Below are 13,235 nucleotides of genomic sequence, written 5' to 3' on the forward strand. Positions count from 1 at the left end.
GTGGGCAACGTCTACGTGGTACCGGCGATCGTGGCGGTCACCCTGGTCACCGTCGGGATCGGCTTCTACGGGCTGCGGCTGGCCCGGACCACCTCCGACTTCCTGGTCGCCTCCCGGTCGGTCAGCCCGACCTGGAACGCCGCCGCTATCGGCGGGGAGTACCTGTCGGCGGCCAGCTTCCTCGGCATCGCCGGGCTGGTCCTCAAGTACGGCGTGGACGTGCTCTGGTACCCGGTCGGTTTCGCCGCCGGCTACCTGGCGTTGCTGCTCTTCGTCGCCGCACCGCTGCGCCGCTCCGGCGCGTTCACCCTGCCGGACTTCTGCGAGCTGCGGTTGGGCTCGCGTCGGCTGCGTACCCTGGCCACCGTCTTCGTGATCTTCATCGGGTGGCTGTACCTGGTGCCGCAGCTGCAGGGGGCGGGGCTCACCCTGGCCACGCTCACCGGCTCGCCGTACCCGGTGGGGGCGCTGCTGGTGGCGGTGGTGGTCACCGCCAACGTGGCGCTCGGCGGGATGCGGGCGATCACCTTCGTCCAGGCGTTCCAGTACTGGCTGAAGCTGACCGCGCTGGCCGTACCCGTGATCTTCCTGGCGTTGCAGTGGCAGGCCGACGCCCGCCCCGCGGTGACCCCGCCCGACGGGCCGACGTTCCGGACCGCGACCACCGTCGTGGTCGAGCACCGCGCGACCCTCACCCTGCCCGACGGCGACACCCGGCAGGTACGCCCCGGCGACGAGCTGACCTTCGCCGCCGGTGACCCGGTACCCGAGATCACCGGCACCGCCACCAGCGCCGCCGACTGGCTGCTGCCCAGCGCCGCCGGGGACGACGACCGGGGACTCTTCGCCACCTACTCGCTGATCCTGGCCACGTTCCTGGGCACCATGGGCCTGCCGCACGTGCTCGTGCGGTTCTACACCAACCCGGACGGGGCCGCCGCCCGCCGGACCACCCTGGTGGTGCTGGCCCTGGTCGGCGTCTTCTACCTGCTACCCACCCTGTACGGGGTACTCGGCCGGATCTACACCCCGCAACTGCTGGTCAGCGGAGAGACCGACGCCGTGGTGGTGCTGCTGCCCGGGGCGGCCCTCGGCGACGGCACCACCGGCCGGCTGCTCGCCGCGCTGGTCGCCGCCGGGGCGTTCGCGGCCTTCCTCTCCACCTCGTCCGGCCTGCTCACCAGCGTCGCCGGGGTGATCTGGACCGACGTGCTGGGCCGCGGCTCGGTGCGCGACTTCCGGCTCGCCACGGTGATCGCCGGTGGGATCCCGGCCGCGCTGGCGCTGAACGTCTCCGGGCTGGACGTGTCGCAGGTGGTCGGGCTGGCCTTCGCGGTAGCCGCGTCCAGCTTCTGCCCGCTGCTGGTGCTCGGCATCTGGTGGCGCGGCCTGACCGACCTGGGCGCCACCGCCGGAGTGCTCGCCGGTGGCGGCGCGGCGATCACCGCCGCCCTGGTCACCGTGCTCGGCCCACCGCTGTCGGGCTGGCCGGCCACGCTCGTCGCCCAGCCCGCCGCCTGGACGGTGCCGCTGGCCTTCTCGGTGATGATCGCGGTGTCGATGCTCACCCGCCGCCATGCCCCCACCGACGTCGCCACCATCATGCTCCGCCTCCACACCCCCGAAGCCCTCCGCCTGTAAGGAAGGGCCCCCTGTTAACGCTTTTCGTATAGCGGGGCACCCCTCTCACCGCCCACCGGGGCGGACGAAGCTCCTGCCTGGGGAGGAGACACAGGTCGTACCGCGGCGGGATCAGCCGGTGGCGGTCGCGGGCTAGGGTCGCAGGCATGACTGAGGAGCACCGGGCGCTCGCGCTGCGCGGGCTGGTCAAGCGGTTCGACAGCAAGGTGGCGGTCGCCGGCGTCGACCTGGACGTGCCGACCGGGTCGTTCTACGGCCTGCTCGGCCCGAACGGCGCGGGCAAGACCACCACCCTGTCGATGGCCGTCGGCCTGCTGCGCCCCGACGGTGGCCAGGCCCAGGTGCTCGGGTACGACGTCTGGACCGACCCGGTACGCGCCAAGCAACTACTCGGCGTGATGCCCGACGGGGTACGCCTCTTCGACCGGCTCGACGGGGCGGAGCTGCTGGCGTACCACGGCTTGTTGCGCGGCATGGACCCGGCGGTGGTGGACCGGCGCGCGGCCGAGCTGCTGGACGTCCTCGCGCTCGGCGACGCCGGCCGGACGCTGGTGGTCGACTACTCGGCCGGCATGAAGAAGAAGATCGGCCTGGCCTGCGCGCTGCTGCACGGCCCCCGGCTGCTGGTACTGGACGAGCCGTTCGAGGCGGTCGACCCGGTCTCCGCCGCGCTGATCCGCGACATCCTGCACCGGTACGTCACCGGTGGCGGGACGGTGGTCTTCTCCAGCCACGTCATGGAGGTCGTCGAGCGGCTCTGCTCGCACGTGGCGATCCTCGCCGACGGGGTGATCAAGCGGGTCGGCACCATCGACGAGGTACGCGCCGGCCGGGCGCTGGAGGACGTCTTCGTCGAGGTGGTCGGTGGTCGGACCGCGACGGGTGAGGAGTTGGCGTGGCTGTCCCGGTGACCACCCCGCCGGTCGTCGCGCCCACCGAACACCTCCGGCCGGTCCGGGCCCGACACTTCGTCCGGCTGAAGCTGCGGGTGACCAGGAACAATCTCCGAGGCCAGAGCTGGCGCGTGGCGCTGTTCGTACTCGGGGTGTTCTTCGGTCTCTGGTTCGCGGTGGGTGGCTTCTTCCTGTTCGCCGCGCCCGGCCTGGCCGACGGCGGCCGGTACGCGATCCTGGCCGGTGCGCTCGGCGGCGGCCTGGTGACCCTGGGCTGGCTGGTCCTGCCGCTGGTCTTCTTCGGGGTGGACGAGACGCTCGACCCGGCCCGGTTCGCGCTGCTGCCGCTGAGCCGGCGGACCCTGGTCACCGGGCTCTGCGCCGCCGCCCTGGTCAGCGTGCCGATGGTGGCGGCGCTTGTCGCGTTCGCCGGGCTGGTGCTCACCGCCGGCCTGCTCGGCGGCTGGGCGGCGGCCGTGGTCTGCGTACTCGGGGTGCTCTCCGGGTTGTTGCTCTGCGTCGCCGGCAGTCGGGCGTTGACCAGCGCGTTCGCCACCATGCTCCGGTCCCGTCGGGTCCGTGACCTGGCGGCCGTCCTGCTCGCGGTGCTGGCGGCCATGCTCGCCCCGATCCAGCTCGCGCTCACCGCCGCGCTACGCGACGCGGACTGGGACCGGCTGCTGGGGATCGCCCGGGTGGTCGGCTGGACCCCGCTCGGCGCACCGTGGAGCGCCGGCATCGAGGTGGCCGAGGGACGGGCCTGGGCCGCCGCGCTGAAGTTGCTGATCACCGGGGTGAGCGTCGCGGCACTGTTGCTCTGGTGGTCCCGGTCGTTGGAGTCGGCGATGACCGGTACGGCCAGCGCCGGTGCCGCCCCGGCCCGCCGTGGCCCGGCCGGCACCGCCGTGGCCCGGCTGTTTCCCCGGCCGCTGGGCTGGCTCGGGCGGACCCGGTTCGGTGCGCTGGTGGCCCGCGAGTGCCGGTACTGGTGGCGGGACGCCCGCCGCCGGGCCAACCTGATCACCCTCGTGATGGTCGGGATCTTCGTGCCGGTGATGATCAACGTTGGCGGCGCCGGTTTCGTCTTCGACAGCGAGCAGGGGTTCAGCTCCGCCGGTCCGACCTCACCGCTGACGGCAAGCGTGTCGATGGTCTTCGTCGGGGTGCTGGCCGCGGTGACGCTCGCCAACCAGTTCGGTTTCGACGGCAGCGCGTACGCGGCGAACGTGGTCGCCGGGGTGCCCGGCCGGGTCGAGTTGCAGGCCCGGATGGTGGCCTTCTCGGCCTACGTGGTGCCGCTGCTGGGGGCGCTCTCGGCCGTCATGGTGCTGGTGCTGGGTGAGCCGGCCTGGATCGGCCTGACGTTGGGCGTCCTCTTCGCCACCTACGGCGGCGGGCTGGCGGTCAACTCCTTCCTGTCGGTGCTGGGCGCGTACTCGCTGCCGGAAACGAGCAACCCGTTCGCGATGAACACCGGCGCGGGGATCGCCCGCAGCATGCTCACCCTGGTGTCGATGATCGTCTCGGCGGTCGTGGCGATCCCGATGCTGGTCGCCGCCGTCCTGCTCGGCGACGCCTGGTACTGGTTCGCGCTACCGGTCGGCGTGGCGTACGGGGTGGGCGCGGCGTGGCTCGGCGCGTACCTGGCCGGAGACGTTCTGGACCGCCGGATGCCGGAGCTGCTCGCGACGGTGACCCCACGCCGCTGAGGATGGGTACACTCCATCCCCATCGACTGGCGGATCGAGGAGGCACGATGTCGCGCCGGACCGGTAAGCCTTCCTACCTGCTGGCCCGCCCCGACAACCGGCGACGTCTCGTCGCGGTCGGCGTGGGGCTCGTCGCGGCGGCGGTCCTGCTGGGCGGTGGCATCGGCTACGGCGTGGGACGACCGGATGCCACCGAGGCCAGCATCGCCGACCTGCGACGCGCCGAGACCGAACGCGACGTACAGCAGATCGCCGACCTCACCGCGCTGGCCCGGCAGACCCGCGACCAGCTCTCGCCCATCCTCACCGCGCTGCGGCCGGACGGACCGGCACCCGACCCGGCGCAGGCCCGCCAGTGGCAGCAGACCATGCGTACGGTCGCCGAGCCGTTCGCCAACCCGCCGTCCGGCAGCACCGCCACCAACGTCGCCCGCGGTGGGCTGCGCAGCGCCGTCGACCAGGCCGCCGTGGCGGTGGACGCGTACGCCCTGGCGGCGGAGTCACCGGCGGCCAACCGCAAGGCGCTCACCGACATCGCGGTCCGGCAGGCGACCCTCGCCGCCACCACCTGGTCGGTGGCCGCGACCCAGCTCGACCAGATCAACATCGACGCGGGCCACGGCCACCAGCACGTCTACCTCGACACCGGTCAGGACGGCGGCGCCTTCACCCCCGACCACGCCCCGGAGGGCACCGGCGGCTGAGCCGACTCGCTCGGGCCGGCCATGGGTGGCGGGCGCACAATGGGGCGATGCCTGTCGTCGAGTCGGTGATCACCGTTCCCGTGGCCCCCGAGCTGGCCTTCGCCGTGTCGCAGACGGTCGCGCCGGTGCGGTACCGCTGGGATCCCTTCGTCCGGGAACAGCACTTCGTCGACGGTGCCACCCGCCCCGGCAAGGGGGTGCGTACCTTCACCCGCTCCCGGCACGGGCTGACCATGGTCAGCGAGTACGTCTCCTTCGCCCCGCCGACCAACGTCGGGATGAAGATGATCCGGGGGCCGTGGTTCTTCGAGATGTTCGCCGGTGGCTGGCGGTTCGCCCCCGGCCCCGAACCGGACACCACGCTCGCCACCTGGCGGTACAGCTTCCGCTGCCGGCCGGCGTTCCTGCGCCCGATCGCCGACCGGGTCGGGGTCTGGCTGCTCGGCCGGGACATCCGCCGGAGAATCACCGGGTACGCCGCCGGCTGCGCCGACGAGCAGGTGCTCGCCGCCGCCCGGGAATCCCTCTCCGGGCCCGCTCAACAGCCGGAGAGTCACGGTTAGCTTCGTGCCCCAGTCCGGCGCGGCACAATGTTTCACGTGAATCATGAGCCGGGTGCCGAGATCCACCACACCGACCCCTTCGCCGTACCCGTCGGTGACCGCTCGCCGGTCCGGCGGTTGCGGGGGCGGCTGGCCGCCCCGGTCACCCTCTGGACGGCGCCCGGCCCGGCCGGGCTGACCGTATCGTCCACGCTGGTCGCCGAGGGCGAGCCGAACCGGCTGCTCGGGCTGATCGATCCGGAGTCGGACCTGTGGGCGGCGGTCGAGGATTCCGGTCGGTTCGCGGTTGCCCAGTTGGGCCCGCCACACCGGCAACTCGCCGACCGTTTCGCCGGCCTCTTCCCGGCCCCGGGTGGCCTCTTCGCCACCGGCGAGTGGACCGAAACGTCGTACGGGCCGGTGCCGGCCGACGCCGGTGGCTGGGCGGGGTGCCGCCTGGACGTCGCCCGCGAATACGGCTGGGGCCTGCTGGTGGAGGCCACGATCGAGACAGTGGAACTGGCCGAGGAGACCGCACCCCTGCTGCATTACCGAGGCCGCTACCACACCCTGAAGGACTGACCGCCCTCGACAGCATCGGACATGCCTGCCGCCGTCACCCGCCCAGCAACGGGCTGCGGGCTGCGGGCTGCGGGCTGCGGGCTGCGGGCTGCGGGCTGCGGGCTGCGGGCTGCGGGCTGCGGGCTGCGGGCTGCGGGCTGCGGGCTGCGGGCTGCGGGCTGCGGGCTGCGGGCTGCGGGCTGCGGGGGCTGACGTTCGGCGGCGGGCGGGGGATGAGCCGGCGAGGTGAGAAGGGTGCCCTGCTATACCGGAAGCGTTAACAAGGGGCCCTTCCTTGCACGGGGGGGACCGTTCGGCGGGGTGACGTGGGTCACTGGGCGCAGCTAGTCGGCCGTTCGGCGCAGCCGTCGACCGGTACCGATCTGGGCCTATCCGGTAGGGCGGTGCGCTTCCTACGGTCGCCCAAACCCCCACGCCTGTGAAGGTGGTGATCCACAGATGTCCACGGACACACCCGCTTCGGCCCCCCACGGGCCCGAGCGGTACCTCGCCGTACAACGGTCGGACGAGTTCGCCGGGTTGCGTCGCGCGCTGCGCGGCTTCGTCTTCCCGATGACCGTCGCGTTCTTCCTGTGGTACGCGCTCTACGTCATTCTCTCCGCGTACGCCCGGGGCTTCATGGGCACGAAACTGTTCGGCACCAACATCAACGTGGCGCTGATCTTCGGCCTGCTCCAGTTCGTCTCGACGTTCCTGATCGCCTGGTTCTACTCGCGGTACGCCGACCGGAAGATCGACCCGATCGCCGACAAGATCCGCGGCGAGCTCACCGGAGGTGAGTCGTGAGCGCACTCTTCGCGGCGGAGGCCAGCGGCGGTGGTACCGCCCGTACGCTGACCATCACGCTGTTCCTGCTGCTGGTGGCCGGCACCCTGGCGATCACCATCTGGGCCAGCCGGCAGACCAAGACGGCGACGGACTTCTACGCCGGCGGCCGGTCCTTCACCGGCTTCCAGAACGGTCTGGCCATCGGCGGCGACTACATGTCGGCCGCCTCGTTCCTCGGCATCGCCGGCCTGATCGCCCTGTACGGCTACGACGGCTTCCTCTACTCGATCGGCTTCCTGGTCGCCTGGTTGGTCGCGTTGCTGCTGGTGGCGGAGCTGCTGCGGAACTCCGGCCGGTACACCATGGCCGACGTGCTGGCGTTCCGGATGCGGCAGCGTCCGGTGCGGACGGCGGCGGCGGTCTCCACCATCACGGTGTCGATCTTCTACCTGCTGGCCCAGATGGTCGGGGCGGGCGCGTTGGTGGCGCTGCTGCTCGGCATCCGGCCGGGGACCACGTTCCTCGGCATGGGCGCCGACACCGCCAAGGTCGCCACGATCGTGCTGGTCGGCGCACTGATGATCATCTACGTCACGGTCGGCGGGATGAAGGGCACCACCTACGTGCAGATCGTCAAGGCGGTGCTGCTGATGGGTGGCACGCTGCTGATGACCATCCTGGTGTTGGCCAAGTACAACTTCAACCTCTCCGCGCTGCTCGGCGACGCGGCGGCCTCGTCGGGTCAGGGCACCGCATTCCTGGAACCCGGGCTGCGGTACGGCGTGGAGGTCGCCGGCAACGCGACGCAGACGTTCTACAACAAGGTGGACCTGCTCTCGCTCGGCATCGCGCTGGTGCTCGGCACGGCCGGCCTACCGCACATCCTGATCCGGTTCTACACCGTGCCCACCGCCAAGGCCGCCCGCAAGAGCGTGCTCTGGGCGATCGGCATCATCGGCACGTTCTACCTGTTCACCCTGGCCCTCGGCTTCGGCGCGGCGGCGCTGGTCGGCAGCGAGGCAATCGTCGCGCAGGACAAGGCCGGCAACACGGCGGCGCCGCAGCTCGCCGAGCGGCTGGGCATCGACTTCTTCGGCGGGGACATCGGTGGCGCGGCCATGCTGGCGATCATCGCGGCGGTCGCCTTCGCCACCATCCTGGCGGTGGTGGCCGGGCTGACCCTGGCCTCCTCGTCCAGCCTGGCGCACGACTTCTACGCCAACGTGATCAAGCGGGGCGAGGCGTCCGAGCGGCAGGAGGTGAACGTCGCGCGGATCTCGGCCTTCGTCATCGGCGCGGTCGCCATCGTACTGTCGATCTTCGCGCAGAACCTGAACGTGGCCTTCCTGGTGGCGCTGGCCTTCGCGGTGGCCGCCTCCGGCAACCTGCCGGCGATCCTGTACAGCCTGTTCTGGAAGCGGTTCAACACCTCGGGCGCGGTCTGGTCGATCTACGGCGGTCTGCTGGCGGCGGTGCTGCTGGTGTTCTTCTCACCGGTGGTCTCCGGCGCGCCGACGGCGATGTTCCCGGATCACGACTGGCAGTGGTTCCCGCTGTCCAACCCGGGCATCCTCTCCATCCCGTTCGGTTTCCTCTGCGGCTGGATCGGCACCGTCATCTCCAAGGAGCACGACGAGGACAAGTACGCGGAGTTGGAGGTGCGCTCGCTTACCGGCGCCGGCGCGCACTGAGCCGGACCTGGCCGCGCCCCGGCCGGCCCGCCGGTCGCAGTTCACCGGCACCCTGTCCGCGCCACTCGAGCCGACGGTGAGAGGGGTCCCCTGCTATACGCCAGGCGTTAACAGGGGGCCCTTCCTTTATCGGTAGGGTGCGGGTATGAAGGTTGCTCCGCGCTTCGGTACCGGTCATCGTGTCCTCGTCACCGGGGGGGCCGGTTTCGTGCCGTCGCACCTGGTCGACTCGCTCGTCGCCCGGGGCTGCGCGGTGGTGGTGCTCGACAACTTCGTCACCGGGTCCAAGGAGAACGTCGCCCACCTGGTCGACCGGCCGGGCTTCACGCTGGTCGAGGCGGACATCTCCGACGGGCTGCCGACCGACCACCCGGCCCTGGCCGAGCGCTTCGACGCCATCCTGCACATGGCCTCGCCGGCCAGCCCGACCGACTTCGCCACCCTGCCGGTGGAGATCCTGCGGGTCGGTTCGGTCGGCACCCTGCACCTGCTGGAGCGCGCGGTCGCCGACGGTGCCCGGTTCCTGATGGCCTCCACCAGCGAGGCGTACGGCGATCCGCTGGAGCACCCGCAACCGGAGACGTACTGGGGCAACGTCAACCCGATCGGGGTACGCAGCGTCTACGACGAGGCCAAGCGGTTCTCCGAGGCGGCCACCATGGCCTACCACCGGTACCGGGGGCTGGACGCGGCGATCGTCCGGATCTTCAACACGTACGGGCCGCGGATGCGCCCGGACGACGGTCGGGCCATCCCCACCTTCATCTCCCAGGCGCTGCGCGGTGAGCCGATCACCGTGCACGGTACGGGGAACCAGACCCGCTCGATCTGTTTCGTCGACGACCTGGTGCGGGGCATCCTGCTGCTGCTCGACTCGACCGAGACCGGCCCGGTCAACTGCGGCACCGAGCACGAGCTGACCATGCGGCAACTGGCTGAGTTGATCGTGTCACTCTCCGGCAGCAGCTCCGAGGTGACCTACGTCACTCGGAGTGCCGACGATCCGGAGAAGCGCCGACCGGACCTCACCCGCGCCCGGGAACTGCTCGGATACGCCCCGACGGTGGGCCCGGAGGACGGGCTGCGGCGGACCATCGAGCACTTCCGTCAGCGACTGGGGTGACCGGCGCGACACTCGCCGAGGCCAACCTGTACATCGCCTGAGGGCAATACTGGCGCGCGCTACGTACCCTGAGTTACATGTCAGCGACCAGCTCAGCCGGTGATTCGCTTCCGTACCTGCACCGTGGTGCCGGGCGCGCGTCGGTCCCCGGCCCGGCCCGGGGCGCCGGCCGGTCCCGGCCGGCCGCCCAGTGGTACCCGTCGCACGACGACGGCCCGGCGGGCGCCGGCCCGGGTGGGCCGGGCGGGCCACGTCAACCCGACGGACCGGCCGGCCCCGCCCCCGCGGTCGGCAGCCGCGCTGGCGGCGCGGCGTCCTGGTGGTCGGGGTGGTCGTGCTGGTCCTGGCGCTGGTCGGCGGGGGCGGGGCGTGGTTCTACACCCGCAGCCTCAACAGCGACCTGGCCCGCACCGACCCGTTCTCCGAGATCACCGGCGGCCGGCCGGCGAAGACCGTGGACGGTGCGCTGAACATCCTGCTGGTCGGCAGCGACTCCCGGGACCCGGACGCCCCGGTCGAAGAGGCGAGCAAGTGGCGGGCCGACACGATCATCGTGATGCACATTCCCTCCGACCACCGCTCCGCCTACCTGGTCTCCATTCCCCGGGACCTGTACGTGCCGATCCCGGAGGCGGCCAACGCGGAGTGCGGATCGGGCAACCGAGGCAAGATCAACGCGGCCTTCGCATTCGGTGGACTGCCGCTGGCGGTACGCACCGTGGAGTGCTTCACCGATGTCCGGTTGGACCACGTGATGGCCATCGACTTCGCCGGTTTCAAGCAGGTCACCGATGCCCTCGGTGGGGTCGACCTGAAGGTCGAGCGGACCACCACCTCGATCCACAAGCCGTTCCGGACCTTCGAGAAGGGCACCAACCACATGAACGGCGCCGAGGCCCTGGACTGGATCCGGCAGCGCAAGCAGTTCCCGGACGGTGACTTCGCCCGAATGCGTCACCAGCAGGAGTTCCTCCGCGCGTTGATGGACAAGGCCGCCAGCTCGGGCACCCTGACCAACCCGCCCAAGCTGAACGCGTTCCTGCGGGCGACGACCGACGCGGTCACCGTGGACCAGGGCTTCTCCCTGGCCGACATGGCGCTGCAGTTCCGCAATCTGCGCGGCGAGAACCTCACCTTCGTGACCAGCCCGCACGCGGGCAGCGAGACCATCAACGGCGAGTCGGTGGTGGTCTCCGACCGGGAGAAGGCTCTGGCGATGTACCAGGCCATCACCGCGGACACCATGGCCGAGTGGGTGCAGGCCAACGAGAAGCCCGCCGACTCGGGCGGTAGTTGACGGTTCCGTTTCGAATTCGTTTCGACAGACGTCATCGTCGGTCGGTGACCGTGGGTGCGCGCCGCGCCACCGGTCACCGACCGGTCGTATCCGTCGGTACGTTCGGCCAGTTAATTGAGGCGAGCAGGAAGAACACGGCAGATTGCCGCCGGGGAACTCGCCACGAGGGGCCCGGATCCGTAAAGTGATCCCTCCCTCTTATCACGCGAACTGGAGCACGCATGCCGGTTCAGACCCGCCGTCGATCCTCGGCATCGACGCATCCGAGCGCGGCCGCCAAGGCTCGGCGGCCATCCCGTCGCAGCGTTCCGGCGGTGGGAAGCCCCTGGCGACCCGCCGAAGCCGGCGAAGAAGCGCCGTCGCAAGGACCCGCTCTGGGCCGGATCACCGTCGTGGTCGGCGCGGTGCTGATGGTGACCAGCGGAGCGGCCCTGGCCGGCAGCAAGGCCGTGATCAGCCAGGCACCGGGAGCATCGCCCAGCGCAACCTGCTCGGTGAGGCGGGCAAGTCCGACGCCGAGGGTGGGGAGAGCCTGGAGGGTCCGATCGACATGCTGCTGCTAGGGGTGGACGCCCGGGAGCGCTGGGCCGCCGACGACGTCCGGGCGGACAGCATCATCGTGCTGCACATCCCCGCCAGCCACGACCAGGCGTACCTGATCTCCATCCCCGGGACACCGAGGCGGAGATCCCGGAGTTCAGCAAGAGCGGTTACCCCGGCGGCACCGACAAGATCAACGCGGCCTTCCAGGCGGCGCCCGCAACGGCGGCGGCTGGGAGGGCGGGGCCCAGTTGATGGCCCAGACGATCAAGAAGATGACCGGGGTCAGCTTCGACGGCGCGGCGATCATCAACTTCGGCGGCTTCAAGAGCGTCATCGACGCCCTCGGCACCGTGCGGATCTGCGTCAGCCAGGAGGTCAAGTCGGCCCACATGTCGTACGTGGACGACAAGCCGATGTGGAACGCGGACGCGAAGAAGACCGGCAAGGCCCGTACCCCGGTGGTGCACAAGAAGGGCTGCCGGGAGATGGAGGGCTGGGCCGCGCTGGACTACTCCCGGCAGCGCTACGGGCTGAAGAACGGCGACTACGACCGCCAGCAGAACCAGCAGCAGCTGATCAAGGCGATGGCCCGTAAGGCCACCGAGAAGGGCATCCTCTCCAACCCGGTCAAGCTGCAACAGCTGACCAAGGCGGCCGGCAAGGCGTTCATCCTCGACACCGGCAAGGCCTCCCTGCCCGACCTGGTCTTCACCATGCGGGGGTCACCGGCAACGAGTTGACCATGCTGCGCACCAACGGCGGCAACTTCCACGGCAACGCCAACGGCCGGGAGACGCTCAGCCCGCAGACCCTGGAGATGTTCCAGGCGGTACGCAGGGACGAGCTGGGCGAGTTCATCTACACCAACCCGGCGATGCTCTCCACCCGGAAGTAGTTTCCCCGAACGCCACTGATCAGGCAGGACGTCTCCGTAGCCTGACGTGAGAGGTATTCACGTCAGGCTACGGAGGTGGGCGCCACGTCCAGGGCGGCACAGACCGGACCCCGGCGCCGGGCCGGGCGACGACGGGCGCCCCGCTGGGCGCGGATCCTACTCGGCGCCGGGCTCGTCCTGGTCCTGCTCGCCGGGGTCGCGGTCGTCGGGCTGCGCCTGCTCGGCGACCGGTACGAACGGACGGTGCTCCGGGAGCAGCTGCTCGACCCGACCGCCCGGCTCGACGGCACCAGCCTCGACGGCCCGCTGAACTACCTGCTCGTCGGCTCCGACCGGCGACCCGGCGACGACAACCCCGCGCAGCGCTCGGACAGCATCCTCATCGTGCACGTGCCGGCCGGGCTGCGCCAGGCGTACCTGATCTCCGTACCCCGGGATCTGCTGGTCACGATCCCACCCGGCGGCGGCTTCACCGGTGGGGAAGACAAGATCAATGCCGCGTACGAACACGGCGGCGGCGGTCAACCGGGTGCCCGGCTGCTGTCGGCGACCCTGACCCGGCTCACCGGACTGCGCTTCGACGGCGCGGCGCTCATCGACTTCGCCGGCTTCCGGACCGTCATCGACCTGCTCGGCGGGGTCCGGATGTGCGTGGACACCGAGGTCCGCTCGATCCACACCGGCACGGTCTTCCGCCCCGGCTGCCAGCAGATGGACGGCCGGCAGGCGCTGGACTACGTCCGGCAGCGCTACGACCTGCCCCGGGGCGACTACGACCGGCAGCACCACCAGCAGCAGCTCCTGCGGGCGATGTTGGAGCGGGCCGGCCAGACCGACCTGCGCCGCG

At 71.0% G+C, this 13,235-nt stretch carries 11 protein-coding genes and 2 pseudogenes; all 13 read left to right on the forward strand.

Features of this window, described 5'->3' with window-relative positions:
- Entirely contained in the window at nucleotides 1-1,641 is a 1,641-nt protein-coding gene (locus GA0070617_RS29425) for a sodium/solute symporter (RefSeq protein ID WP_091445657.1), read from the forward strand.
- 146 nt (nucleotides 1,642-1,787) lie between these two features.
- The gene (locus GA0070617_RS29430) at nucleotides 1,788-2,552 is read left to right on the forward strand and encodes an ABC transporter ATP-binding protein (protein WP_091432269.1); all 765 of its coding nucleotides are present in this window, start codon (nucleotides 1,788-1,790) and stop codon (nucleotides 2,550-2,552) included.
- The gene (locus GA0070617_RS29435; protein ID WP_373868332.1) at nucleotides 2,537-4,243 is read left to right on the forward strand and encodes an ABC transporter permease; all 1,707 of its coding nucleotides are present in this window, start codon (nucleotides 2,537-2,539) and stop codon (nucleotides 4,241-4,243) included. Before GA0070617_RS29430 ends, GA0070617_RS29435 begins: the two co-directional genes overlap by 16 nt.
- A gap of 47 nt (nucleotides 4,244-4,290) precedes the next feature.
- On the forward strand, nucleotides 4,291-4,947 hold the full coding sequence (locus GA0070617_RS29440; RefSeq protein ID WP_091432274.1) for a hypothetical protein: 657 nt from the start codon (nucleotides 4,291-4,293) through the stop codon (nucleotides 4,945-4,947).
- Nucleotides 4,948-4,994: 47 nt separating this feature from the next.
- Nucleotides 4,995-5,510: an SRPBCC family protein gene (locus GA0070617_RS29445; protein WP_091432277.1), complete on the forward strand. Its 516-nt coding sequence runs from the start codon at nucleotides 4,995-4,997 to the stop codon at nucleotides 5,508-5,510.
- Nucleotides 5,511-5,516: 6 nt separating this feature from the next.
- A pseudogene (locus GA0070617_RS29450) lies at nucleotides 5,517-6,071 on the forward strand (flavin reductase family protein); the annotation flags it as partial.
- A 438-nt stretch (nucleotides 6,072-6,509) separates the two neighbouring features.
- Nucleotides 6,510-6,857: a DUF485 domain-containing protein gene (locus GA0070617_RS29455; protein ID WP_091432283.1), complete on the forward strand. Its 348-nt coding sequence runs from the start codon at nucleotides 6,510-6,512 to the stop codon at nucleotides 6,855-6,857.
- Nucleotides 6,854-8,530 carry a solute symporter family protein gene (locus tag GA0070617_RS29460; protein WP_091432286.1) on the forward strand — a complete coding sequence of 559 codons (1,677 nt, stop codon included), beginning with the start codon at nucleotides 6,854-6,856 and terminating at the stop codon, nucleotides 8,528-8,530. The genes GA0070617_RS29455 and GA0070617_RS29460 overlap by 4 nt, the downstream gene beginning before the upstream one ends.
- A 145-nt stretch (nucleotides 8,531-8,675) precedes the next feature.
- Nucleotides 8,676-9,653 carry an NAD-dependent epimerase/dehydratase family protein gene (locus GA0070617_RS29465; RefSeq protein ID WP_091432290.1) on the forward strand — a complete coding sequence of 326 codons (978 nt, stop codon included), beginning with the start codon at nucleotides 8,676-8,678 and terminating at the stop codon, nucleotides 9,651-9,653.
- A 77-nt stretch (nucleotides 9,654-9,730) separates the two neighbouring features.
- Nucleotides 9,731-10,950, forward strand: a pseudogene (locus tag GA0070617_RS29470) (LCP family protein).
- A 794-nt stretch (nucleotides 10,951-11,744) separates the two neighbouring features.
- Nucleotides 11,745-12,233 (forward strand): LCP family protein, encoded by a 489-nt coding sequence (locus GA0070617_RS31945; protein WP_244891694.1) that lies wholly within the window; start codon nucleotides 11,745-11,747, stop codon nucleotides 12,231-12,233.
- 2 nt (nucleotides 12,234-12,235) lie between these two features.
- Nucleotides 12,236-12,388 carry a hypothetical protein gene (locus GA0070617_RS31950; RefSeq protein WP_244891695.1) on the forward strand — a complete coding sequence of 51 codons (153 nt, stop codon included), beginning with the start codon at nucleotides 12,236-12,238 and terminating at the stop codon, nucleotides 12,386-12,388.
- Nucleotides 12,389-12,463: 75 nt separating this feature from the next.
- Nucleotides 12,464-13,235 (forward strand): LCP family protein (locus GA0070617_RS29480; protein ID WP_483308350.1); only part of this gene is annotated, 772 nt, incomplete at its 3' end.

It is taken from the genome of Micromonospora yangpuensis (genome assembly GCF_900091615.1).
Taxonomy (GTDB): domain Bacteria; phylum Actinomycetota; class Actinomycetes; order Mycobacteriales; family Micromonosporaceae; genus Micromonospora; species Micromonospora yangpuensis.

Bases quoted from the DNA above. Each gene is read 5' to 3' on its own strand.
- GA0070617_RS29430 (WP_091432269.1), top strand. From the start codon at position 1,788: ATGACTGAGGAGCACCGGGCGCTCGCGCTGCGCGGGCTGGTCAAGCGG.
- GA0070617_RS29440 (WP_091432274.1), top strand. From the start codon at position 4,291: ATGTCGCGCCGGACCGGTAAGCCTTCCTACCTGCTGGCCCGCCCCGAC.
- GA0070617_RS29445 (WP_091432277.1), top strand. From the start codon at position 4,995: ATGCCTGTCGTCGAGTCGGTGATCACCGTTCCCGTGGCCCCCGAGCTG.
- GA0070617_RS29455 (WP_091432283.1), top strand. From the start codon at position 6,510: ATGTCCACGGACACACCCGCTTCGGCCCCCCACGGGCCCGAGCGGTAC.
- GA0070617_RS29465 (WP_091432290.1), top strand. From the start codon at position 8,676: ATGAAGGTTGCTCCGCGCTTCGGTACCGGTCATCGTGTCCTCGTCACC.
- GA0070617_RS31945 (WP_244891694.1), top strand. From the start codon at position 11,745: ATGGCCCAGACGATCAAGAAGATGACCGGGGTCAGCTTCGACGGCGCG.
- GA0070617_RS31950 (WP_244891695.1), top strand. From the start codon at position 12,236: ATGCTGCGCACCAACGGCGGCAACTTCCACGGCAACGCCAACGGCCGG.